Genomic DNA, 24849 nt, shown 5'->3' with positions numbered 1-24849 from the left:
ATTAGTAAAATTCAATGGGGTCAATATCGATTTCGCAAGGATAATCTTTGATGGGTAAAAGTGTTTGGTGTAAGGTTTTTGCTTCTAAAGAGCGGAGTAAGATGACATAACGCCATTTGTTTGCTATTTTTTCGATAGGGGCAAGTCCATAACCTACAATTTCGATTTTTTCATTTTTGGGAAGAATCTTGAGTATCTCTTGTGTGATTTGAAGGGCTTTTTCTTGATGTTTGTGAGAGATTTTAATAAGAGCTAGACGCATAAATGGAGGATATAAGTGCTTTCTGGAGTGCAATTCATCCTTTAAAAATAATTCATAATCTTTAAGATAGGCTTTAAAAAAATCATCTTGCAAGGTTTGGATAAGGACTTTTCCATGCTCTTTGCGTCCGCTTCTCCCAGAGAGTTGAAACATAAGCGATAATGCTCTCTCTCTAGCTCGGTAATCACTGCTTTTTAGGATATAGTCTAATCCCAAAGCAACACTTAGGGATACATTGTGATAATCATGCCCTTTTGATAGCATTTGCGTGCCTACTAAAATATCAATTTGATTGCTGTTAAAAGATTCTAATGTTTTTTCAAGTTTGTTTTGGGTGGTAATAGAATCTCTATCAAAGCAGGCTATGTTGGCTTTTGGAAATTCTTTGGTGAGATTGTTGGCAAATTCTTGTGTGCCAATTCGCAAAGAATTTAATTGACCTCCACATAAGGGGCAAGATTGAGGAATAGGGCTTGTGTAGTGGCAATAGTGGCATTTGAGTGAAGAATCTTTAGTATGCAAACTCATAGAAACGCTGCAATTTGGACATTGAATACTTTCTCCGCAAGTTTGGCAAAGTAGGTGTTTGAAATTTGCCCTTGTAGGTAAAAACACAATGGCTTGTTTGTGGTTTTGAAGGTTATTTGCAAGAGATTCTAATATAAAAGGGTGATTTTCATTGGCACTATGGCAAAATAAAAATTCCTTTTGGCTTTGGTAGTAAGTGCCTTTTAGGCGGAAAACACTTTGATTTTGTTGGAATTTATAATAAGTGCTTGCTAGTGGAGTAGCACTGCCAAGGACTATTTTTGTATGGAGCTGTTTGGCTAAATAAAGGGCGACATCTCTTGCATGATAACGAGGGGCGGAGTTGGATTTGTAGGCATCATCATGTTCTTCATCAATAATAATAAGCCCCAAATGATGGATAGGGAGAAATAAGGCTGAACGCGCCCCTGCTAAGATTCGAATCTCTCCATTGTGGATTCTTTGGAGAGTTTCCTTGCGTTTTTTGGGGGATAGTTTGGAATGCCAAAAAGCTAAAATATCCCCAAAAACTGAATAAAGACGCTTTTCCATTTGAGGGGTAAGAGAGATTTCTGGCATAAGAAAAAGTGCATTTTGAGATTGTTTGAGTGTTTGATTAAGAAGATGAATATAAATTTCTGTTTTGCCGCTGCCGGTATCTCCAAATAGCAAGGAACTTTGTCGCTCCATAATGAAGTTATAGGCTTCTGTTTGTTTGGCGTTGAGTTGTGGAAGGTTGAATTCTAAGCTGCTAGGTTTTGTGGTATTTGAATCTTGTAAAAAGGGAGTAAAAATTCCATAGGCAATAGCGCGTGAAGTGCAATAATAGCTAGTAATGAATTCTGCAAGATTGATTTGGGTTTTGGAAAAATAAGAGTTTTCTTGCTGGATTTCTTTGCATTCAAAGTTTGGTTTTTTGCAAGATTGCAAAACAACCGCTGTTTTAATGCTTTTGTGTAGAGGGACTTTGATGATTTCCCCTATCTGGAGTTTGATTTTGGAGGTGTAAGTGAGGATAGGAGAATTTTGCTTTAAAATGGCAACAAGATAGTAAAACAAGGTTAGATATTCTTGAGTGTTTCTAAAGTCTGCAAGGCTGTTTGGATATTGGTTTGGAGTGTATTAGAGATTTCTGAAGCCTCCAAAAATGCCCCCAAAAGCTTACGCGGGTCGATGGTATGGTTTTCATCGGTAAGTTTTTTGAGGTTTTCTAGCGTGTTTTGCGAAATATTTTGCGTTGGAATATCATAGTATCTTCCATTGATGCAAACACGAAAAATATTTTCCATTAGCGACCAAGAACATTTTGGATTTTATTTAAAACATTTTCTAATTCTTTTTCTTTGGCGCTAATTTCATCATAGAGTGAGCTAATCTCGCTATTTTTGGCTTCATTTTCTGCTTTTAGGAGTACGATTTGCTGTCTTAGTTGCTGATTTTCATCGCGTAATTTTTGTAATTCTTCTACTAATTCATTAACGCCATTTAAGAGCCTATTTGAAATATTTTGTGCTTCTTCCATTGCTTGAACCTTATTATATTGAAGTGAAAATAATGTAATATTTTAGCATTTTTTATTAAAAAATTGGAAATTTATTGTGAGAATTTTAAGATAAATATAATTATAGAATTAATTTTTGCAATGAAATTTATTGAGCTTGGGGGTTGGGCTGGGATATGGCTAATAAGTAGAATCTATAAAAAAGAGTAGAAATTTGGGTGATAAGTATGATTTAATGTTTGTATGTTGTATGAAGGATAGGAGGTATTTTGAGGTTTGATACAAAGTCAAAGATGGTTTTGCAATTTAAGATAAAATCGTAAATTTTATATTTTATATTGGTTTTATATAATAAAGAGTATGATTTTGAGATCAAAAATTTTAGTTTAATTTAGGAGTTTTCAAATGATGAAAAAAGTTTTATTGGGACTTATGTTGGCTAGTGGCTGTTTGATGGCTGCTGATGGGGCAACATTGTATAAAAAATGTATTGCTTGTCATGGGGTAAATGGAGAGAGAGTGGCACCTGGAAGCAAAGGAAATGTTACAATTGGCGGTATGGATAAAGCTCGTATTATCGAACAACTTCAAGGTTACAAAGCTGGAACTGCTGATAATGGCGGTGCAAAGGCTATTATGTATGCAAATATGAAAAATTTTAAATTTACTGATGCAGATATCGAAGCGGTTTCAGATTATATTTCAAAACTACCCAAAAAATAATAAAATCCCCTTTGAGTAGGGGATTGCAATATGCCATACTTACAAATTAATCCTCACTATTTTATTGATAATCTTCGAGTCATTAAAAGTATTATTGGAGAAGATGAGGGGCATAAAATTGCTATTGTTCTAAAAGACAATGCCTATGGGCATGGATTGGTAGAGCTTGCTAAAATCTCTAGTGAAGCTGGGATTACCTCTTGTTTTGTTAAGAATACTCAAGAAGCAATAGAAGTTGCTAAGTGGTTTGAGCATATTAGTATTCTCTATCCGCAAAGTTTGGAGAGTGAGACTTTGCTAAAATCTTGCATACAAAGAGAAAATATTTATTTTTGTGTTGCAAATATAGAATCTCTTGATTTATATCCCCCTAAGTCAAAAATTGAATTAAAAATTAATTCTGGAATGAATCGTAATGGAATCCAAATAAACAAACTTCAAGAAGCTTTAAAAAAAAGTTTGGAAAACAAACTAGAAATTGTTGGGGTTTTTAGCCATAATGGTTTTGGGGATAATATAGGGAGTGAATTTTATGCACAAAATGATAGTAATTTGCATATAAAAAGAGAAGTGTTGCAGTTTTGCAAAGCAAATTCGCTAAAAAAGCCTCGCTTTCATTTTCTTTCTTCTTCAGGTGCGCTTAGGTCTGCTAAATATAATATTTCTTTGCCTATTGAGCTACAAGATGATTTGTATCGTATTGGAATTGCCTTGTATGGTTATTTGTGTCAAGATTCTATGCTTTATGAAGTGCAGTTAAAGCCTATTGCATCTTTGTGGGCGAAAAAAATTTCTACTCAATTGCTTAAAAAGGGTAGTAGAATCGGATATGGGGGAATTTCTAAGGTAGATGAAGATATGTTGGTATCTACTTATGATATTGGATATGGTGATGGGCTTTTTCGAGTGAGGGAAGGCATGGAGCTTTTCACCAAAGAAGGGTTGAAAATCTTTCCAAGAGCTTCAATGGATTGCATTAGCATACAAGGGGATTGTGAAGAGGTTTGTATTTTTGATGATGTGCGTCCTTGGGCAGAGGCTTTTGGGACTATCCCTTATGAGATTCTTTCTCATCTACATTCTTATATTCCAAAAAAGATTCTGCAATAATTTTCATATTTCAAAGCAGTATAATTGGTATATTTTTTGGTATGATTTTAAAAAAATACGAAACTTAAGGAAGTGATTTTGAATCTATGTGTTTTGTTTGGTGGAAGTTCCTATGAACATGAAATTAGCATTGTTAGTGCAATTACATTAAAAAAGTTGTTACCCTCAATTGAAACTTTTGTGTTTTTAGATGGCAATCATAATTTTTATCTTATCCCTAAAGATAAAATGCAATCTAAGTTTTTTAGCTCCAAAGAGTATTTAAAAGAGATGAAAATCTATTTAAAAGTGGGTGGGTTTTATCATAAAACTTTGTTGGGAGAGAAAAAGCTTCCTATGCCTATGGTTTTGAATCTTATTCATGGTGGCGATGGTGAAAATGGCGTAATTGCTTCTTTGCTAGATTTTTATGGAATTGCATACATTGGACCTAGGAATCCTGCTTGTGTTTTGAGCTTTGATAAAGAATTAACAAAGCTTTTGGCTAAGAATCGTGGGATTTTAAGTTTGGATTATCAGGTGTTCTACAAGGGTGCGCAAAAAGAAATAAAATTTCCATTCCCGGTGATTATCAAACCAGCACGACTTGGAAGTTCGATTGGGATTTTTATTGCAAATAATCAAAAGGAATTAGATTATGGGCTTGAGGAAGCTTTTGAATACGATAATAAAGCCATTGTAGAGCCATTTATAAGTGGTATCAAAGAATATAATTTAGCAGGTTATAAGAGTGCTCAAGGGATTAAATTCTCTTTTATAGAAGAACCTCAAAAAAAAGAATTTTTGGATTTTGAAAAGAAATATTTAGATTTTTCACGCACTCAAAATGCCAAAGAGGCAGATATTCCAGAAGCACTCCAAAAAACTTTGCAAGAAAATTTTATTAAGATTTATGAGAATCTTTTTGAAGGTGCATTGATACGCTGTGATTTTTTTGTTAAAGATGATTTGTGCTATTTAAATGAAATTAATCCCATTCCCGGGAGTATGGCAAATTATCTTTTTGATGATTTTAAGGGTGCTTTAGAAGAGCTTAGCAAAAATCTACCAAAAAGCAATGAGATTCGTATTTCTTATGAATTATTGCATAAAATTCAATTTGCTAAGGGCAAATAGTGGCACAAAAGACCATTATTTATAAAGATTGTCCTATTGACATTTCTTATGAAATTTTAAATTTTAATGCACCTAGGACTTTGGTAATCCTGCATGGTTGGGGGTCTAATAAAAGACTGATGAAACAGGCTTTTGGCGAAAGTTTTGGGGATTTTTGTCATCTTTATATTGATATGCCGGGGTTTGGTAACTCTAGTAATCCGACATTTTCTATGGATACTTTTGATTATGCAAAAATACTTGAAATTTTTCTTTTGTCATTGGAGATTCAAGAATTTGTAGTAATGGGGCATAGTTTTGGGGGAAAAGTTGCTACTTTGCTTAATCCTAGAGAGTTGATTTTATTAAGTAGTGCTGGGATTTTGGAGGAAAAAAGCTTGAAGGTTAAAAGCAAGATTGTTTGTTCTAAGATTTTAAATAAAATTTCCCCTAGTTTAGCAAAAATTTTTAAGGGTATTTTGCGCTCTCAAGATGTGCAAAATATGAATGAGGTGATGTATCAAACCTTCAAAAAGGTAGTCAATGAGGATTTTAGTGCAATTTTTGCAGATTTTAAAGGAAGAGCTTTTATTTTTTGGGGAAAAGAGGATAGAGCCACTTCGCTTCAATCGGGGCAGAAGATTCATCATTTAATGCGTGATTCTAGGTTTTTTGCACTAGAGGGTGATCATTATTTTTTTTTAAAGCAGGCAAAAAAAATTGAAGAACTTTATTTGTCATAGAGAGGATTTTATTTTTATTTTGCTAGAATTTTAAGATTTGAATTAAGGATTGTTTTTTGCAAAATATTGATATTTTAATAATAATAAGTCGCTGGATATTTCTTATAGCATTGGGTTATTATGTGATTGTTAATTTTCAATGGTATCATTATAAGCTTTCTCGCGTATTGCTTAAGCACCATAAGTGGAAATGGCATATTTTTTATTTTGTGTTACCCGTAGTTTATTTTATTTTTATTCCAGAAAATATCTATTTTTATATGGGTATTTATTTATATGTGATTGCTTTGATTATTTGGGGATTCAAGTTAAGCAAGAGATTGGTATTTACAGGTAGGATTCTGCGTTTTTTTGCCCTCTATTTTATTTTCATTCTTTTTAATGAAGTATTGCTCTTTGGTGAAGAGATTTCTTGGAGTGTCCGAATAGTTTATCTTCTACCTTTGTTTATCTCGATATTTCTTTCTTCTTTGATAGAGAAAATTTTGCTTAATCGCTACAAAAAACTTGCATACGAGACTTTAAAAAATATGCCAAATCTCACTATCATTGTAGTAACAGGAAGCTATGGCAAGACAAGTTTAAAAAATTTTTTAATACAGGTTTTGCAAGATGATTTCAAAGTTTATGCAACTCCACGCAGTATTAATACACTTACAGGCATCATAGCAGATATTAATCAGAATCTTTCGCCTTTGACGGATATTTATATTGTCGAAGCTGGTGCAAGGGGTGTTGGTGATATTAAAGAAATTGTAGAGTTGATTAAGCCACAAATTGCAGTAGTGGGCAAGATTGGTCCTGCACACATTGAGTATTTTAAGACAATGGAAAATATTTATCAAGTGAAATATGAAATTTTGCAAAGCGATCGTTTAGAGAGAGCTTACATTTACAAAGAAAATACAAAACCAGAAGCTTTTAATATAGAGTTTCAGGGTCAAGTAATTTGCTTCCCTCAAAATATTTCTGAGATCAATGCGGATTTGGAGGGAACTTCTTTTGTGCTTACAGAAAATGGGGAAAAGATTCAATTAGAAACAAAAGTATTGGGTGCTTTTAATGTTATTAATATTAGTGCAGCCATTGCTGTGGCAAAGGATTTGGGGGTTTCTAAGAATCAAATTATCAAGCAAGTGCAGAAGCTTGAGAGAGTAAATCATAGATTAAGCAAGATTGTTGTAAATGATAAAATTATTTTAGATGATAGTTATAATGGAAATTTGGAGGGAATGTTGGAGGCTATTAGACTTGCTTCTTTGCATACAGGCAGAAAGGTGATTGTAACACCCGGTTTGGTAGAAAGCTCCAAAGAAGCTAATGTTGATTTGGCTAGGGCTATTGATAAGGTTTTTGATATAGCAATTATCACAGGGGAATTAAATTCTAAGATTTTGAAAGAATTTATTTATAGACCACAAAAAATTATTTTAAAAGATAAAGCCAATATGGAGAGTGTTTTGAAATCAGCAACGCAGGCTGGAGATTTGATTTTGTTTGCTAATGACGCACCAAGCTATATTTGATGAGGGTAGAATGGAACATTTGTATGCACCATGGAGGAGTGGGTATTTTCAAGAAAAGCAAAAAGATGAATGTATTTTTTGCGATATTTCCAAAAATGCACATTTAGATACACAAAATAGAGTATTTTATCGTGATGATAAGATTTTTTGTGTGATGAATAAGTTTCCTTATACGCCCGGGCATTTTTTGATTATTCCACATTTGCATACGCATTCACCGGAGTTGTTGGACGAAGATTTGTGGTTGCATTTACAAAGTTTTGCAAGAAAGGGCGTGAGTTTGTTAAAGGGGTTTGGGGCTAAGGGTGTAAATATGGGTATGAATATTGAGAGGGCAGGGGGTGCTGGGATTCCAGAGCATATTCATTTGCATTTGTTGCCGCGTTATGTGGGAGATACGAATTTTTTCACTACCATTGGAGATTGTAGAGCTTATGGGGTCGATTTTGATGAGATTTTTCAAACAATAAAAAAGTTATCATTTCAATATTTTTAGGCTGTGAAATTTTATTTTTATTAGGCTTTAATCTCTATTTATATTTGCCCTTACAAAAAATGCTACTTTCTTGTAAGGGCGTTGTTTGCTTGATTTAAGCTTACTTTAGATTTTCCTTAAAAAATTCCGAGATTTTGGCAAAAGGGATTTTCTCTGCATTGTCATATAAATCCACATGATTTGCATCTTTAACTATCAAAAGTTCTTTATTCTCGCCCTTTAGTTTTTTAAAGGCATCTTCACTAAAGTATCTACTATGTGCCTTTTCTCCATGAATGACTAGCACCGGAGCCAAAATCTCATCACTATAATACAAAATCTGTGAGTTGATGAGAGCAAGCGATGAGGTTGCACTCCAATTTGCATTAGAGTTAATTGAATTTGGATGAAAACCGCGTTTGGTCTTATAATAATCCCAATATTCTTTGATAAATTGTGGCTCATCGCCTTTTAGTTTCTCTGGTAAGCTGGGGGCTTTTGTGAGCGTGTTGGTTTTAAAATCCTTTGTGCGTTGGGTATTTAAACTTTCTTTTATTGCTAATCTATCTTTTGTGCTATCTTGCTTATCAAAATAACCGCGTGCTGCATTTCTAGGAATATCATACATACTAGAAGTTACTATTGCTTTGATGCGTGTATCCATAGCTGCTGCATTAAGTGCAAAACCACCAAAGCCACAGATTCCAAGAATGCCTATTTTTTCAGAATCCACCATTGTGTGATTTGCCAAAAAATCCACCGCTGCACTGAAGTCATCGGTATTTATCTCGGGTGAGGCGATATTCTTTGGTAGATTTGGGTTTGCCTCTGCACTCTCGCCTGTATAAGAAGGATCAAATGCTAGAGTAATAAAGCCCGCTTCTGCCAAAGTTTGTGCATAGAATCCTGAAGCTTGTTCTTTGACTGCTCCAAAAGGTCCGCTTAGAGCGATAGCAGGGAGCTTTGCGTTGTTGGATATATCTTTTGGTATATACAAATCCCCTACCAAAGTAATGCCATAGCGATTTTTAAAGCTCACCTTTTGCACCTCTACCTTATTGCTTTTTGCAAAAACCTTGTCCCATTTGCCTTGTGTGTTTGCTTGTGCCATACTCACACCTCCCAATAAAAAGATAAATGCTCCAATAAGAAGCGATTTCAAAACATTGAGTTTCATTATAAAAATCTCCTTAAATAATGTAGTTTTAGATTCTATGGCAAAAGATTCTCGTTCTTGAGATTGCAGAATCTAAAAACATCAAAGAAATTATAAAAGATGAGAGCTACTCTAAGTCAAGAGTTCCATAGCAAATTTTTTCTATAATTTCATCGATAATTTAAAAAGGCTTGAGTATGCGCAAAAAGCAAGAAAAAGATTCTGTATTTTTGGTCATCATAAATATAAAAAAAGCATTTTAAAGCTTAGTGCGAGAAATCATAAGGATTCGCACCTTATTAAGTCAATATAGCAAAAGGCTTTTTGAGATTTGTTTTGGAGAAGATTTGTATAAAGAAAGTAAAATATAGGGAATGTATCTGCAAAATCTTTAGTATCGCTTTAGCTTTCAATGCTCCAAAAAGAGTGGGAGTTAATACCCCCAACTAAACTGCGTTTTGTTTTTATCCAATGCCCTAATAGATTCCATATCCGCCGCACTCAAAGAGAAATCAAAGACATTGATATTTTCTTGCATATGCTTGAGCTTTGAGGCTTTGGGGATAGCGATGATACCTTGCTGCACTAAGAATCTTAGGGCAATTTGTGCCACGCTTTTGTTGTGTGCACTAGCGATTTGTCTCAAAGTAGGATTATCAAAAAATCCGCTTTTACCAGCGATAAAGGGACTCCAAGATTCTAAAATCGTCCCATAAGGCTTCATCGCCTCCAATAACGCTCTTTGCTGATAGTAGATATGTGTCTCGCATTGGTTGATAGCAGGCATAATCTCACAAGTTTTGATAAACTCAAGATAGACTTTTGGGGTAAAGCTAGAGATTCCAAGTGCTTTGATTATACCCTCCTTATAGGCTAACTCCATTGCTTTATACATTTCTTTTGCCTGTGTGTAGGGTGCGTGGATTAAAAGCAAATCGATATAGCCTATATCTAGGGCTTTGAGGCTAGATTCTATACTCTTTTTTGCACTTTCAAAATCCATACCACTAGAGAGTTTTGTCGTGATAAAAAACTCCTCTCTTTTGATGCCTCTTGAGCGTATCGCTTCCCTTATCGCAGCCCCTACTTCTTTTTGGTTACCATACATTTGTGCGCTATCAAAGAGGCGATAACCACAATCCACTGCCGCCAAAAATGTATCGATACTCTTAATATCATATGTCCCAAATCCTAGCAGGGGCATTTTTAGTCCATTATTTAAAGTTACATATTGCATATTTGCTCCTTGTGTGTTTGTGAAAAAATCTTTAGAATCTGCTGCCAATATCTGTGTGCCAAATGTGCCAAAGGTGAGAGTAGCACCTAAAAATGCACTTGAATATCCCAAAAATTCTCTTCGTTTCATACATACTCCTAAAATAAATTATGCGTATTATAAAAATGAGAGCTACTCTAAGTCAAGGGGTTTGTGAAAAGATATTGCAATTTTGAAGAATTTGTGCTTATATGGGTATTTTTGTGGGTTTTTGTAGTTTTGCATTTTGCAAGGCAGATTTAATATAATCAAAAATATTTTAGATTCCTAAGAGAATTCAAAAGGAAAAGAAAGCAAAGTTTGTAAGCTTAGAGTAGAGTTTATGAAAGATTATAAGAGGCGTGAGAGAGGGAAGTTATTTAGAGTTCTTTTTACAAATAAAAGGTGCAATTAGAGAAATAATTGATTTTTATAATTTAGTTTTATTTGGGGTGATTAAAACCTAAAATTGACTTGATACAAGATTTTTAGGAATGAAATGTATCAATGCTAAAATCATCTCTTTATATAATTTTAAATTTCAAGTGGATTAATTTGTAAAAATATGGTGAATATTTTATGTGATTCCATCTTTAACTTGCACAAAAACACAGCTTTCAAGCTCTTCTTTGGTAATGTTGCCTTTATTTTTATAAAATCGTGTGATGATTTGGCTATTATTTTTTTGTAGCGGAGCGACAAGAATCCCGCCTTCTTGAAGCTGATTGAAAAGTTCTTTTGGAACTTCCTTGATAGAGGCTGATAGCAAGATTCTATCATAGGGGGCATAAGTGCTCCAGCCATTTTGTCCATCATCAAGTTTGGTATTGATATTATTAAGATTGCAAGATTTTATGCGAATCCTTGCTTCATTGAGGAGTTTTTCGATTCTTTCTATGCTAAAAACTCTACGAATGAGGCAACTAAGAATCGCAGCTTGATACCCACTCCCACAACCAATCTCCAAAACGCTATCTGCTCCATTGCATTGGAGATATTCTGTCATTTTTGCCACAGTTAGTGGTGAGCTAATCCATTGACTAGCGCCCATAGGAAGTGCATCAAGTGAATATGCAAGATGCACAAAACCTTCAGGGACAAAAAGTTCTCGATTAATCTTTAAAAGAGCATCTTGAACATCTTTGCTAATAGGGAATTTGTGCATGATTTCACGCACCATTTGGGCAGTTTTGATTGATTGCATCAAAGTCCAATATCAATGAATTTACGCACTTTTGCTACATCATTGAAATTTGCTTTAAGATTTATAATTTCTTTAGAATCATCTTGTGTAACATATCCAAATGGAGTGATGATTGCACTCCCTCCACCCATTGAATCATTTTTGCTATTACTAGCCATAACAAAACTTTGAGTGGTAATCGCTAAAGCTTTGGTGAGTGTTTGGAAGTGATCTTTTCTTTCTTTTGCCCATTGTGCAGGGACAAAAATTAAATCACAACCTTTTAGTTTTTGCCAAAGTTCAATGAATCTCAATTCAAAGCAATTAATAGCACCACATTGAATGCCATCGATTCTAAAAGGTGAGATTTCCTCTACATTTCCAGCTTGAAAATGCAAATGCTCATTGCCTAGTGGAAAAAGCTTGTGCTTGCTTTGTTTGTGGAGAAGTTCTCCATTGTGAAAAACTTTGAGATTATTATAAAAACCATCTTTGTATTTTTCTATCATAGTAATGATGATGGTTTTTTCTCCAGAGAGTTTTAAGAGAGTTTCAGTCGCAGTTTTGGCAAACTCGCCTGCTTCTTCCATGCGTTGATAACAGAAGTTTGTCAAAGAAACTTCAGGGGCTAAAATAATAGAATCGCTCTCACATTCCAAAATAAGATTTTTGAGATATGTAAGATTGTCTTCAAAGTTTTGTTTTGTTTTGAATTGTAAGGTATAAAGTTGTTTAGAAATCATCAAAATTAATACTTCCTTTCGCGTAATTTGTAACATTGCCTTCAAAGAAATTTGTTTTTTGTTCATTAAAGGAGCTAAAAGAATCTACCCATTTAATAGGGTGCTTTGCATTGTATAAAACAGGCAGCCCAACGCGTCTTAGTCGGTCATCTGCAAGATATTTGATATATTCTTGAATAATTTCTGCGGTAAGCCCTAGAATCTGCCCTTGCGTAATGTATTCCCCCCAAGCAATCTCAACCTTTACAGCCTCTCTAAACATTTCAAGCACTTCTTCTTCTAAATCTTTGGTGAAAAATTCAGGGGATTCTTTTTTGGTGGAGTTTATCATATTTTGAAATAAAAGTAGATGTGTAACTTCATCTCTTTGTATAAAGCGTATCATTTGCGCACTTCCGAGCATTTTTCCACTTCTTGCTAGAGTGTAGAAAAAGGTAAAACCAGAATAAAAGTAAATCCCCTCTAAAATTTGATTAGCAAACATTGCTTTGATAATATTTCGCTCAGTTGGATTTGTCGCAAGTTGTTCATAAACTTCAGCAATGTAGTCATTCTTGCTTCTAAGCTGCATATCCGTTCGCCACATTTCATAGATTTCATCAGTATTTGCGGAGATAGATTCTACCATTACAGCATAGCTTTGAGAGTGCAAAGCCTCTTCAAAAGCTTGTCTTACTAAGATGAGGTTAATTTCTGGGCTTGTAATGTAGGGATTGACATTATCAATTAAGTTGTTTGTCTGCAAAGAATCCATAAAAATAAGTTGTGCCAAAGCTCTATCATAACCTATTTTTTCTTCAGGAGTTAGCCCATCTGCATAATCGCGTTTGTCTTGAGTCATATTGACTTCTTCAGGAAACCACGAATTAGCCAACATGACTTTCCAAAGGTTGTATGCCCATTGGTATTTTATTTTATTTAATTCAAATATGCTAGTTGGGTTGCCTCCAAAGATTTTGCGTTCATTGACACTTTCATTGGAGTTTGGATTGTAAATTTTTTTGCGATTTAGCATTCAAGCCTCCTTTATAAACATTTCTTTGATTCTAAATTTTGGGATTTTATGTTTGTGTATTATATGATTTTTTATTTAAAATAAATTGATTTAAATTTCTCTAAAAAGGAATTAGCTAGAATCGAGAAAATTTTTCTATCAAGTTTGCAGTTATTTTATATGAGTATTTATTCATATATTTTGTAAATTTTATTTATTTGGATTTTGGAGTGAATTATGGAAGTTGCAAAACTTAATATCAGTGGAATGCATTGCAGTGCTTGTTCTTCTACGATTGAAAAAAATCTCGAAAAAATAAAAGGGATAAAAAATATCAAAATCAATGCAGTGAGTGGAAGAGCAAAGATTTCTTATGAGGGCAGTTGTATTTCTGAACAAAAGATTATTGAGTTAATTACTTCTTATGGTTTTCCTGCTTTTAGGGATAATGCAAAAGAATTGGAAATCATTTACCTTGAAGGTTTGAAAAAGCGTTTGTTGGTAGGGATTCCGCTTTTTGTTGTGATTTTTGCTTTGCATATGGGTGGATTCCATGGTATTTGGAGTTCAATTATTCAATTAGTATTAGCAACGATTGTGCAAGTGTATTGTGCGTATCCTTTTTATAGGGGCGCTAAGAGTGTTTTTAAGACTAAAAGTGCGGATATGAATGTATTAATCGCGCTTGGGACAAGTGTGGCTTATTTGTATTCGTTGTATTTGTTTATTATTGGAGATAGTAATGGATATTATTTTGAGGGTTCTAGTGCAGTTATTTGCTTTGTTTTATTAGGGGAGTTTCTGAAGTCCAAAGCAAAGAAAAAAGCCGGAGATGAATTAGAATCTCTAACTAAAATACTGCCCCCTAAAGCAAGGATATTAAAGGGCGAAAATCAAGAATGGATTAGCATTGATAATATCAAAAAGGGAGATCAATGTTTGGTTGTAGGGGGGGAGAAGATTCCATTAGATGGGAAAATTATCAAAGGCAATGCAGAAGTTAGTAGCGCACATATTAATGGAGAGGAATTGCCGAAGATTCTAGGTGTTGGCAGTGAAGTGGTTGGCGGTAGTTTGGTTTTGAATGGGGAAATTGTGGTGGAATCTCTAAAAGATTCTAATGAATTTTTTGTTTATGAAATGTTAGATTTATTAGAGCTTTCACAAACTCAAAAGCCACCTATTGGCAAAATGGCAGATAAAATTGCATCGATTTTTGTCCCAAGCATTGTAGTATTAAGTGTGGTGGCATTTTTCTTTTGGTGGATGATGGGAGAAGGGTTTGCCTTTAGTTTGTCTATTGCAGCGGCAATTTTGGTGGTTTCTTGTCCTTGTGCTTTGGGGCTTGCAGTGCCACTAGCGATTGTATGTGCGAGTATGAGAGCCAAAAAGAGCGAGATTCTTATTAAAACACCAGAAGTTTATGAAAGAGCAAGGGAAATTAAAACAATTGTATTTGACAAAACAGGCACACTCACTAAAGGCGAGATTTCTATCAAAAATGTAGAGTTTATTAGTCATGATTCAAACCTTATTGTTTCTTTGTGCTATGCGATGCAAGAAAATAATCCACATCCTATTGCAAAGGCTTTTGTAGAATATTTAAAAGCAAAAAAAGAAAGGATTGTTTTAGAAGAAAAGGAATACATTATCGCAAAAGGCGTTAGGGCAAAATACGCAAATGATGAGTATTTTTTGGGTTCTTTGGAGTGGATTGAAACAATAATAGATAAAAAAATCACACAAAACCGAGAGAATGTTATTGCATTTAGTAATAAAAGTGAGATTTTGGCTTTGTTTTATTTGCAAGATTCTATTAAAGAGGGCGCAAGGGAAATGGTAGAATCTCTACAAAATATAGGCATAGAATCTGTAATTTTGAGTGGAGATAATGTAGAGAGTGTGAAAAAGGTTGCTCAAAATATCGGGATTACAGAATATTATGCAGGGGTAAGTCCAATGCAAAAAGCAGAAATTATTAAGCAACTTCAGGCAAAAGGTGGAGTGTGTTTTGTCGGAGATGGGATTAATGATGCATTAGCTCTCAAAGAGGCGAGTTTTGGAATCTCTTTTGCTAATGCCACAGATTTAGCAAAAGAAGTTGGCGATATATTGCTTTTGAGAGATGATTTGAGTTTGGTTTATAAAGTCTTTGAGATTTCTTTTGCGACACTGAAAAATATCAAAGAAAATCTTTTCTTTGCTTATGTTTATAATGTGGTTTTGATTCCTATTGCAGCAGGGGTTTTGTATCCTGCTTTTGGGATTGTTTTGCAACCAGCATTTGCAGGAGGGGCGATGGCATTTAGCTCGGTGAGTGTTGTAGCAAATGCTTTGCGTATTTCTCGTTTGAAACTAAAGGGCGAATAAATGTTTAAAAAGATTCTTGGGTTTTTGTTGATTTTTGCAGTTTGTTTGAATGGGTTGGAGTATTTTATTTTGGAAGAGGAATATCATTTTAAAGAAAATAAAATTTATGCAAAGGAAATATTTCCACAAATAACAAATGATTTTTTGGTTTTGGAGATACCCAAAAATTCTAGCAATTATCAAATCAAAAGTTCGCAGCTTATTACGCTTTTTGAAAAAGAAGGGGTGCAGGTAGGTGCAAAATCTGCTGTTGTGACTTTTAAAAGAGGAATAAAAGGAGATGTGGAGGGGATTAAAAAATACATTGCAGGATTATTTTTGCAAGAATATAAAAAAAATAATATCAAGATAAGAAAAATTGACTTAGAACAGATTACACCAATTGATTTTAATGCGCAATCTGTTAGGGAGATTGATTTTCATCCAAAGCTTTTAAAACGCAAAGAGGGGACTTTTGAGATTGTAGTAGAGGATAAAGGGCGGAATAGAAAAGTGTTTTTTAAATACAATGTTGATGCGACTTTAGAGGGGATTATTACAGCATCAGAGATTAGTGGCGGACAAACTATCACTTATCAAAATGCGCGTATAGTGGAGATTCCTTTTGATAAAGTGGGTAGTGATTTGATGCAGCAAGGGGAATTAGGGAAAGTGGCTGTGAGGTCTTATACCCCAGAAAATGTGCTTGTAACCAAAGATAGATTGATTGCTAAGAGAGTGGTTAAAAAGGGAGATAAAATCATTGTAAGCGTGCAAGAAGAGGGTGTAATTTTGGAATTTATTTTAGAAGCACTTAAGCATGCTGCTATCGGCGATGTAATAAAGGCTAAAGCATTAGGAGGGAAGAAAACTTATGAAGTAAAAATTATCGATGAGGGAAGGGGGGAGTTGCAGTGAAGAGGGTTATTGTCGGTATTAGTGGAGCAAGTGGAGCGGGACTTGGTTTGAAATTTTTAGAATCATTACCCAAAGAGATAGAAAAATATTGTGTGATTTCAGAGGGGACAAAACGAGTTTTATCTTCAGAAGAAAATATTCAAGAAACGCAAAAGTTTGAGCAAATCAAAAGCAGAGTTTCTAAGGTATTTTTATTTGGAGATGATGAACTAGGTGCGTGTATTGCAAGCGGTTCTTTTGTGTGTGAAGCAATGGTGGTGATTCCTTGCTCACAAAATACTTTAGCCAAAATTGCTTGTGGGATTAGCGATACTCTAATAACGCGTTGTGCTAGTGTGATGATAAAAGAGCAAAGAAAATTGCTTTTGGCGCCACGAGAGATTCCATTTAGCCAAATTGCTTTGGAGAACATGTTGAAATTATCGCAAATTGGGGTTACAATAGCTCCCCCTGTGTTTGGTTATTATGCTGGGAAAAATCTTGATGAAATCGAAAATATGTTGATTGGCAAATGGTGTGATAATCTAGGAATCCCTTTTGAATATGGACGATGGCAAGGCTGTAATTAGCAATTTAGAATTTTAAGAAAGTGTGTTAATTTTGGGCGATTTAAGGTAATTCTTTCTTCTCTTTTGGAAGTGTTTTGAGTTGCCTGTCATTAGTGAATTGCATAATGTATCCTTTTATGTATACCGCAAAATTTTTTATGTATACTATCATATATACTTTTGATATAACATAAAGGCAAATCAATAGAAATCACTAGAAATAGATAGGATAGATTAAACATCGTATTTTACGCAGTTTGTGGAATGAATGGAAACAAAAATAAAAGGATAGAAAAGTGTAAATGGCCGGGAGAGAGGGATTCGAACCCCCGGAGGTGTGACCCTCAACGGTTTTCAAGACCGCCGCTTTCGACCACTCAGCCATCTCCCGAATCTATTTCAAACGCAAAGCTTTGGAGGCGACACCCAGATTCGAACTGGGGAATCAAGGCTTTGCAGGCCCATGCCTTACCGCTTGGCTATGTCGCCTTAGAAAAATAAGTGGTGCCCGAGGCCGGACTTGAACCGGCACGGACGCAATGTCCGAGGGATTTTAAGTCCCTTGTGTCTACCATTTCACCACCCGGGCTATGCTATTTATTATTTTTAGTTTTAAAATAATGGAGCGGGAGACGGGGATCGAACCCGCGGCCCCAACCTTGGCAAGGTTATGCTCTACCACTGAGCTACTCCCGCATAAAAGCAAGGCTAGAATTATAACAATGCTTTTTAAAAAAATCAATAGTTTAAGATAAAAATTCTAAAATAATGTTAGAATCTTTATAAAATAATTCAAATTATGGAGGCGATAATGGGGATTAAAAATATAATTGTTAGTGCAGTTTTGTCGTGTGGAGTTTTTGTGCCAAGTCTCTTTGCACAAGAGACGCAAGATTCTATTTATGAAACTTATCAATTTGAAAATGGAAAATTATATGTCGCTAGAGATCATAATGGAATTTTATTTGGGGGGATTTATGCTAATGGATATAAAGGCTGTGAAGTAGGTTTGGATAAATCATCTTTGCAGTGTGGCAAATATCAATTTACATTAGAAAAAAGCAAGATAGTAGGAGACAATGCAAAAATACTAGATTCTTTTGCAATCAAATCCCAAAAGATTGTTTATCGGCAAACACAGGCAAGTCCGAGTAATATTTCAATGCTTATAGTGTGCTCCAAAAATCCAAAAATCCAAAATTTATTAGAATTAATGTATCAAAAAGAATTTGAATGCACAAATGCCCAACAAGTTTTTTTGAAAGAGGCAGAAGAGTCAATGCAAGAGTATCTAAAAGATATTGGCGATTTAAATGTCGAAGAATATCTTAAAAAGTTTCCTTTAGAAGAGATTACCGAAGATAAATTGTATTATTTTGATGAAAATTTGCTAGTTTTTGAAAAAATGAGTTATTTATACACAGGGGGAGCACATGGGAATCATGGTAAATGGGGAGTTGTATTGTCCAAAAAAGAGGGCATAGTAGAGCTTAATGAAATCATTGATTTAAATAATTTGGAGTTAAAACAGATTCTTTGGGAAAAGTATCAAGATATAGCCGCCAAAGAAAAGGTAAAAGATTATATCACTTTTGAAAATTTTAAAGTATCTGATGCGATATTGTTGAGCTATGATGGGATTGTGTTTGTTTATCAACCTTATGAAATTATGCCTTATGTTTATGGAAATATCGAGATTAAATTGCCTTTAGAAGTGGTAGAAAAATTTGGAAATTTTAAAGATTCTCCCTTGAAGTATCTTTTTTTGCGACAAAATTAAAATGCAGTTTTATCTTTGTTGTGTATAATTCGCCCAAAATATTAAGGATAGATTGATGAAAAAGCTAAAAATACTATTTTGTTTGTTGTGTGTGGGCTTATTCTTTGGAGCTTGTGAAAAAAGCATTCAAGAGGCACAAGAAGACACCCTCAAACAAGAGTATTTAGAGGATTTAGAAATTATAGCAAATAATGGAGATAAGATTGCAATTAATCAAAAAATCCCACGATCTTATAAAAATAATTTTAAAAATATCGAACCCACCCAAAAAAACACTCTCAAAGATTTGCTAATCACCTCCAACAAAGAAAACATCAAAGTTTTGTTCTTTTTTACGACTTGGTGTGAGCCTTGTGTTGGGATTTTGCCTCATTTAGAGAATCTTCAAAAGCAATTTGGAGATAAAATCACAATTTTTGGAATCGGAATTGATGATTTGGTCGGAGAAGTAGAGGATTTCAATCAAACAATGCAAGTTTTCATCGAAGAAAACAAAATTACTTTTCCAGTAGCATTCAAAGAAAATAGAGCGGAGTTTTTCAAAGCATTAGAGGGGCTTGAGGGAATACCTTTGATTGTTTTGTATGATGAAAAGGGAGACTACATTATCCATTATTTAGGTGCGATTCCAGAAGAAATGATCGAGTTTGATTTATCTCAAAATTTAGCAAAAATGAGGGCAAAATAATGTTTAACATTCTCAAAAAAACCTTGCAAAAAACCACCCAAAATATCAAGGAGTTATTGCCAAAAGCACACAAAAAGCTTACCAAAGAAGAATTAGAAGAAGTGCTAATTGCCACAGATATGGATTATGATTTAATCGAAATGATTTTATCTCCCTTAGGTGAAGAAATCAGCAAAAATGAGCTTGAAGTTGCCTTGCTTAGACTTTTTAGAGGCGAGAGCTATTATGACAAAGTGCAGGCAAAACAAGTCAATGCTAAGCCTTGTGTAGATTTGATTGTAGGTGTCAATGGAGCGGGCAAAACTACCACGATTGCCAAACTTGCAAATTTATACCAAAAACAAGGCAAAAGCGTGATTTTGGGTGCTGGAGATACTTTTAGGGCAGCAGCTATCGAGCAATTAAGCCTTTGGGGAGAGCGACTAAAAATCCCTGTAATTTCTTCCAAACAAGGGCATGATCCTTCAGCAGTGGCGTTTGATACGATTACTTCAGCAGTAGCTAAGAATCTAGATTGTGTGATTATTGATACTGCAGGGAGATTGCACAACCAAAGCAATTTACAAAACGAATTACAAAAAATCGTCCGAATCTGCAACAAAGCCAAAGAGGGCGCACCACATAGGAAAATACTCATCTTAGATGGCACACAAGGCACTTCAAGTCTTGATCAAGCAAAAATTTTTAGTCAAACATTAGGCGGAGTTGATGGTGTGATTATCACCAAGCTTGATGGCACAAGCAAAGGCGGAGCGATTTTTAGCATTATTCATACCTTGCGAGTGCCTATTTTGTATATCGGAGTGGGAGAGGGTGCAGAAGATTTGATAGAATTTGATGAAAGTCAATATATCCAAACGATTTTAGATTCTATTTTTGAATGAGATAAGTTGATATTTAGTTATGATGAGGCTAACTCCCTAAGTGAAGTTTGAATCTGCCCTCAAAAATGCCAAACAGACAATGAGACTGACCCACTAATCCTCTTGCTTGAATTTTTATAGCATTCAAAGTATTTAAAGAAATTTACAAAGATTGCAATTCAATGTGAAAATTTTACACATTTATTTTTGGTTTTTGGAAAGCTAGAAAGTGGATTTGAGATTTTTTGACAAAACTTTGATGATTTTCTATGAAGCTAATCATCAAGCCTAATTATAAAGATTAAATTATTATTTAACTTTTACTAAATCATTTATATAATTTTGTTATAATTATTTTATTTTTATTTCATCAATTTTATCTCAATTTAGTAGTATAATTCTCTTTATGAATTTATAAATAAAAAGACTTTTCTTTATTTTATAAATTTAAATATCTTATAAAGGAGATAAAATGTCAAACAATCCTAATTCTGTCGTAGTATGGGGGGGGGGGGGCAAATAAGCCTTTAACTAACTCTTTAAACACTCTCAAAAACTCAAAACCCCAAAAACTTACTAAGAATCCTAAAAAGATTCAAGAATCCAAAAAAGATTCCAAAACCATTAGCAAAATTGGTATTTCTATCATCGCTAGTGTGTTATTGTCTCAAAACTTAGCGGCTTTACCTGCTGGTGGTAAATTTATCCATGGAAGCGGAAGCATTATCAAAAATAGTGGAACAATGACTATCACAGGAAATAACAAAAACCATGTAATTGCGTGGGGTGGTGGATTTAATATTAATAATGGAGAAAGGGTAAATTTTAACGGAAGTGGCAAAGCCTTTTTGAATCTTGATTATTCCAACAAAGCCTCTAAGATATTAGGAACTCTCAATGGCAATGGCAATAATATCTATCTAGTCAATCCAAGTGGAGTGTTAATAGGACAAGGGGCGAGTGTCAATGCAAATAAATTTGGAGCTTTTACTTCAAGTTTGGATAAAGCACTCAATCAATTTGTAGATGCAGCCAAACAAAATGGCGATCAAAATGCAGTAAATTTCTCCCCTGTGTTTAGTCCTAATGAAGTGAGGGGCAATATTGTCAATATGGGGAATATCACAGCAAATCATATTATTTTGGTAGGTAAAGAAGTAAGGAATAGAACTTATAATGGCGGAGATAGAAATGGTGTGCTTGGGAATTTCAATCATACCGGTAGCCTAAAAATAGTAGGAAATAAAATCTTTTTGGACGCTGAGGGTGTTACAAAGAAGAATGATATCGAGCTTATGGGATTTCATGGAGTTGGTGTTGATAGCATAGCTGATATTAAAGTCCAAATGACAATGGATATTTTTAAAAATAAAACCTATACAGATAATTGGATTAAACAAACTTATACTAACGATGGAGCAGGCACTGTTGCTAATATGGGAAGTATTTACAATATCATTACCATTGGTACTACAAAAGGTTGGAATGATTTTGCAACTGCTTGGAATAGTGGTGCAAGAGAAACAAGAGATATAGAAGAGTTTAAATTAATCGGCGATCTTAATTTCAATAATGGTGCTTTTACATCTGTCGGTTTTAATAAAATCTTCAATGGCAATGGCTATACAATGTTGAATATTAAGCTTACAAATTCAAATGTATCCTCAGAGAGTGGCACAGATATTGTAGGTATTTTTAGCAAAATTGGTGGAGGCACTATCAAAGATCTAACCATTAATGGAGTGAGTACAGAAAATATTCCACTAGTAGATACATTGCACCTTGGTGCTTTTGCAGGGCAAATCAATGGTGGAAATATCGAGAATGTTACGCTAAATAACATTAATTTAAGTGGAGCTATCAATGATGTTGGCTATATGGGCGGATTTGCAGGGGTAATCAATAGTAGGAATGGAGACATTAACATTAAAAAAGTTTCTTTGAATAATATTGAAAATCTCTTTTTGTATTCTAATCGATACACTGGATCAAATATGTATATGGGCGGATTTGCAGGAAAGATTGAAAATGCAAGTAAAGGTAAAACAACCATTGATGGCTTGATTTTGAATAAAATCGGGACTTTACAAACTGCTGTGGTTACAGGCTTTGGGAGTAGTGCAAATACAGCAATGGGAGGATTTACCTCACAACTTGGTTCTGGTAACTCTATTGGCAATATTTTCCTTTATTACAACGAAGATTCAAAATTTATGCCAGCAGGTGCTTTGGGAGAGAATAAAGATAGTCGTCTCAAAATTGCTACCTTTTATCATTCAATGACTGGTAGCAATACTTTCAATAATATCAATATTGTTTATAACACTCATATAACAGATCCAAGTCCATTTGGTTCGGGTATTATTTTTGATAGGGATGGATATAACATAGATCAAGCTACTGGTTTTATTTATTATACAGCTAAAGGTGCAATTGATGGCGTTAAGCAAGTTGCAGATGCTGATAGAAATAAATATGGCAATACAGTAAAATTTACAAGCTATGATAAACCAGAAAATGATCAAATTTTCAAAAACACAGTCGGTAATCGTCAAGGTTTAAAAGTTACTAATTACAATTACACTTGGGTTACTTCAGTCAAAAATTCAAATGTTTTTGGGGACGATCATCTCAACACAAGCGGTGATTACACGACTTTGATTAATACATATCTCCCTCAAATTATTATCAATGATATTTTGGAAGCAGATTATGGAGTAACTATCGAAGATAAAGATGGCTTATCAACACAAGCTACTTTGAATACTATCATCACGCAACTTAATAACATTCTAAAAGTAATCAATAGCGGAGAGGGCGAAGGAACTGCAGATGGTAAAATTACTAATTTCTTAAATAATATTTTGATTGATAAAAATAATCCACAGCTAAAAGAATCTATCAAACAATCCATTAATTTCTTGCGTGCTTTTTATGATGGGTATAATGGTAGCAACAGCAATGCAGTAACCAAAACTCACTCGAATCTTTTTAGCGGAGATGCCTATACCAACGCTACAAGCAAATACAGAGATTCCATTAAAGGCGGTATGACAAATCTAAAAAATACAATTAATGGTAAATTAGCTGATATTAAAACGCTTGAGGATACTTTGAAGAAACTTGCTGATGCTTTAAATAAAGCACAAGAATTAAACAATCAAGGAGCACAACTCAATACGCAAGTAGAAAATATTAAAAATCAAGTTGAAACTTTGGATGGTGAAATTGCAAAGTTACAGCAAGATATTAAAAAGGCAGAGCAAATAGGGATGAAACCCCAGTATATTGCGTTGATGAAAAAAGATCTTGAAGCCATGAAACAACAAAGAAGCGACCTCAAAACAGAAGTTGCAAACATTATCGATCATCAAATTAAAGTGCTTAAAGGCACCGATTTGGCAAATCTAATCAAAGAAGTTGATGGCTATGTAACAACCATTAATGGCATAAGAGAAGGATTTATCAACGATCTTAAGATTAATCAAGCTCAAGACATTGATGTAATGGCAGGAGGAGCTAAAGGAAGCTTTACTTACTATGGGGTTGATGCTTTGGTACAAAATGATATTCAAGATAATATTAATGTTCCTCTTCCTATAGATTCGATTCCACTTATTCCATTAGAGCCATCTAAACCGGTAGATCCAACACCTGATCCAAACCCTGATCCAAATCCAGATCCTAATCCTAATCCTAATCCTAATCCAAACCCTAATCCAGATCCTGATCCTAATCCAGATCCAAACCCAGATCCTAATCCTAATCCAGATCCAAACCCAGATCCTAATCCTAATCCAGATCCAACACCAAATCCAGATCCAAGCGATCCTGACAATGGCGGTGGCGACAATGGAAACAATGGAGACAATGAAGACAATGGCTATGAAGGTGATGATACCGTCAATAATAATGGTGGATATGATGCAAGATTAGCTTATCTAAACTACAAAAGAGAAGTTTTAGAATTACCTGCTGAAGAAGAAACAAGTATTGAGATTAATGAAGGTAGGGAAAAAGGTAGATTATGTATTGTAAGTGATAATGCTAAGACAAATAATCCTTGTATGGCTATTACTTATTAATATCATTTAGCTTAGGTTAATCCTAGGCTAAAGATTCTAAAAAGAGTTAAATTAATCAATGGAGTTTGATTGCTTTGATTCTTTTTAGAATCTTGAAAGAAATTCAATGCTTTTGAATAGTCTTTTGGGATTCTAAAATACTTTAGGAGGTGAAAGCAAGGAAGCAAAAATCTTAGAACAAATATATATTTTTTAAGAGTGTAAATCAAGAGATTATAGTTTCCTTATCCGAACTAAATATACCTCCAAAGAAGTTTTTGACATTTTGCTTCTTTGGGGGAAATGTGGTTTCTCAATAGGGCAAACTTCAAAATCTAGCTACTA

21 protein-coding genes and 4 tRNA genes are annotated in these 24849 nt (G+C 34.3%); 13 read left to right on the top strand and 12 right to left on the bottom strand.

Translation table 11 applies throughout. The annotated features are described in order from the left end of the window. Window position 1: 1 nt before the first annotated feature. The 3 genes from EL247_RS06495 to EL247_RS06485 are packed head-to-tail and all read right to left on the bottom strand — an operon-like array spanning window position 2 to window position 2312. Window positions 2-1849: a primosomal protein N' gene (locus EL247_RS06495; protein WP_104745966.1), complete on the bottom strand. Its 1848-nt coding sequence runs from the start codon at window positions 1847-1849 to the stop codon at window positions 2-4. Window positions 1850-1851: 2 nt separating this feature from the next. After that, window positions 1852-2079 (bottom strand): hypothetical protein, encoded by a 228-nt coding sequence (locus tag EL247_RS06490; protein ID WP_054195641.1) that lies wholly within the window; start codon window positions 2077-2079, stop codon window positions 1852-1854. After that, the gene (locus EL247_RS06485; protein WP_005022764.1) at window positions 2079-2312 is read right to left on the bottom strand and encodes a hypothetical protein; all 234 of its coding nucleotides are present in this window, start codon (window positions 2310-2312) and stop codon (window positions 2079-2081) included. The genes EL247_RS06490 and EL247_RS06485 overlap by 1 nt, the downstream gene beginning before the upstream one ends. Window positions 2313-2699: 387 nt before the next feature. Between EL247_RS06485 and EL247_RS06480 the strand changes: the two genes are divergently transcribed. The 6 genes from EL247_RS06480 (at window position 2700) to EL247_RS06455 (ending at window position 7984) form a co-directional block, all read left to right on the top strand. Next, on the top strand, window positions 2700-3014 hold the full coding sequence (locus EL247_RS06480; RefSeq protein WP_005022767.1) for a c-type cytochrome: 315 nt from the start codon (window positions 2700-2702) through the stop codon (window positions 3012-3014). Window positions 3015-3044: 30 nt separating this feature from the next. After that, on the top strand, window positions 3045-4124 hold the full coding sequence (locus EL247_RS06475) for an alanine racemase (protein WP_104745967.1): 1080 nt from the start codon (window positions 3045-3047) through the stop codon (window positions 4122-4124). Window positions 4125-4202: 78 nt separating this feature from the next. Then, complete coding sequence (locus EL247_RS06470) at window positions 4203-5240, top strand: D-alanine--D-alanine ligase (protein ID WP_054198430.1); 1038 nt, start codon at window positions 4203-4205, stop codon at window positions 5238-5240. Next, complete coding sequence (locus tag EL247_RS06465) at window positions 5240-5962, top strand: alpha/beta fold hydrolase (protein ID WP_060663239.1); 723 nt, start codon at window positions 5240-5242, stop codon at window positions 5960-5962. Before EL247_RS06470 ends, EL247_RS06465 begins: the two co-directional genes overlap by 1 nt. Before the next feature lie 56 nt (window positions 5963-6018). Continuing rightward, complete coding sequence (locus EL247_RS06460; RefSeq protein WP_104745968.1) at window positions 6019-7488, top strand: Mur ligase family protein; 1470 nt, start codon at window positions 6019-6021, stop codon at window positions 7486-7488. Window positions 7489-7498: 10 nt separating this feature from the next. Next, a complete protein-coding gene (locus EL247_RS06455; protein WP_005022774.1) occupies window positions 7499-7984 on the top strand; it encodes an HIT family protein in 486 nt (161 codons plus the stop codon). A 100-nt stretch (window positions 7985-8084) separates the two neighbouring features. Here EL247_RS06455 and EL247_RS06450 read toward each other — a convergent pair whose 3' ends face one another. The 5 genes from EL247_RS06450 to EL247_RS06430 form a co-directional block, all read right to left on the bottom strand. Next, the gene (locus EL247_RS06450) at window positions 8085-9140 is read right to left on the bottom strand and encodes an alpha/beta hydrolase (protein ID WP_104745969.1); all 1056 of its coding nucleotides are present in this window, start codon (window positions 9138-9140) and stop codon (window positions 8085-8087) included. Between the two features lie 412 nt (window positions 9141-9552). Further along, on the bottom strand, window positions 9553-10485 hold the full coding sequence (locus EL247_RS06445) for an aldo/keto reductase (RefSeq protein WP_232019747.1): 933 nt from the start codon (window positions 10483-10485) through the stop codon (window positions 9553-9555). A 466-nt stretch (window positions 10486-10951) separates the two neighbouring features. Further along, complete coding sequence (locus EL247_RS06440; RefSeq protein WP_040500072.1) at window positions 10952-11578, bottom strand: protein-L-isoaspartate(D-aspartate) O-methyltransferase; 627 nt, start codon at window positions 11576-11578, stop codon at window positions 10952-10954. Continuing rightward, window positions 11578-12300 carry a nitrilase-related carbon-nitrogen hydrolase gene (locus tag EL247_RS06435; protein ID WP_172594087.1) on the bottom strand — a complete coding sequence of 241 codons (723 nt, stop codon included), beginning with the start codon at window positions 12298-12300 and terminating at the stop codon, window positions 11578-11580. Before EL247_RS06435 ends, EL247_RS06440 begins: the two co-directional genes overlap by 1 nt. Next, on the bottom strand, window positions 12290-13315 hold the full coding sequence (locus EL247_RS06430) for a ribonucleotide-diphosphate reductase subunit beta (RefSeq protein ID WP_005022784.1): 1026 nt from the start codon (window positions 13313-13315) through the stop codon (window positions 12290-12292). The genes EL247_RS06435 and EL247_RS06430 overlap by 11 nt, the downstream gene beginning before the upstream one ends. Window positions 13316-13531: 216 nt before the next feature. On the opposite strand from EL247_RS06430, the gene EL247_RS06425 reads away from it, so the two are divergent. From EL247_RS06425 to EL247_RS06415, 3 genes are read left to right on the top strand one after another with little or no spacing between them, the layout of a single operon-like run. Beyond that, the gene (locus EL247_RS06425; RefSeq protein WP_232019746.1) at window positions 13532-15664 is read left to right on the top strand and encodes a heavy metal translocating P-type ATPase; all 2133 of its coding nucleotides are present in this window, start codon (window positions 13532-13534) and stop codon (window positions 15662-15664) included. Next, entirely contained in the window at window positions 15665-16561 is an 897-nt protein-coding gene (flgA, locus tag EL247_RS06420) for a flagellar basal body P-ring formation chaperone FlgA (RefSeq protein WP_104745971.1), read from the top strand. Then, window positions 16558-17130: a UbiX family flavin prenyltransferase gene (locus tag EL247_RS06415; protein ID WP_104745972.1), complete on the top strand. Its 573-nt coding sequence runs from the start codon at window positions 16558-16560 to the stop codon at window positions 17128-17130. Before flgA ends, EL247_RS06415 begins: the two co-directional genes overlap by 4 nt. A gap of 282 nt (window positions 17131-17412) precedes the next feature. Here the strand turns inward: EL247_RS06415 and EL247_RS06410 are convergent. The 4 genes from EL247_RS06410 to EL247_RS06395 all read right to left on the bottom strand — a co-directional run bounded on the left by EL247_RS06410 (window position 17413) and on the right by EL247_RS06395 (window position 17805). Next, window positions 17413-17500: transfer RNA gene (locus EL247_RS06410), tRNA-Ser, on the bottom strand. A 23-nt stretch (window positions 17501-17523) separates the two neighbouring features. After that, a tRNA-Cys gene (locus EL247_RS06405) sits at window positions 17524-17598 on the bottom strand. 13 nt (window positions 17599-17611) lie between these two features. Next, window positions 17612-17698: transfer RNA gene (locus EL247_RS06400), tRNA-Leu, on the bottom strand. Window positions 17699-17730: 32 nt separating this feature from the next. Further along, window positions 17731-17805: transfer RNA gene (locus tag EL247_RS06395), tRNA-Gly, on the bottom strand. A 115-nt stretch (window positions 17806-17920) separates the two neighbouring features. Between EL247_RS06395 and EL247_RS06390 the strand changes: the two genes are divergently transcribed. From EL247_RS06390 to EL247_RS06375, 4 genes are all read left to right on the top strand, one after another. Next, a complete protein-coding gene (locus EL247_RS06390; RefSeq protein ID WP_232019745.1) occupies window positions 17921-18889 on the top strand; it encodes a DUF3298 and DUF4163 domain-containing protein in 969 nt (322 codons plus the stop codon). A gap of 55 nt (window positions 18890-18944) precedes the next feature. Beyond that, window positions 18945-19577 (top strand): TlpA family protein disulfide reductase, encoded by a 633-nt coding sequence (locus tag EL247_RS06385; protein WP_126442123.1) that lies wholly within the window; start codon window positions 18945-18947, stop codon window positions 19575-19577. Then, window positions 19577-20461, top strand: a complete 885-nt coding sequence (ftsY, locus tag EL247_RS06380) for a signal recognition particle-docking protein FtsY (protein WP_054197534.1) — start codon at window positions 19577-19579, stop codon at window positions 20459-20461. Before EL247_RS06385 ends, ftsY begins: the two co-directional genes overlap by 1 nt. A 641-nt stretch (window positions 20462-21102) precedes the next feature. Next, on the top strand, window positions 21103-24525 hold the full coding sequence (locus EL247_RS06375) for a filamentous hemagglutinin N-terminal domain-containing protein (protein ID WP_126442122.1): 3423 nt from the start codon (window positions 21103-21105) through the stop codon (window positions 24523-24525). Window positions 24526-24849 lie beyond the last annotated feature (324 nt).

Source organism: Helicobacter pullorum (assembly GCF_900638355.1).
In the GTDB taxonomy this organism is placed as follows: domain Bacteria; phylum Campylobacterota; class Campylobacteria; order Campylobacterales; family Helicobacteraceae; genus Helicobacter_D; species Helicobacter_D pullorum.
This window is presented reverse-complemented; position numbering and strand designations above follow the sequence as displayed.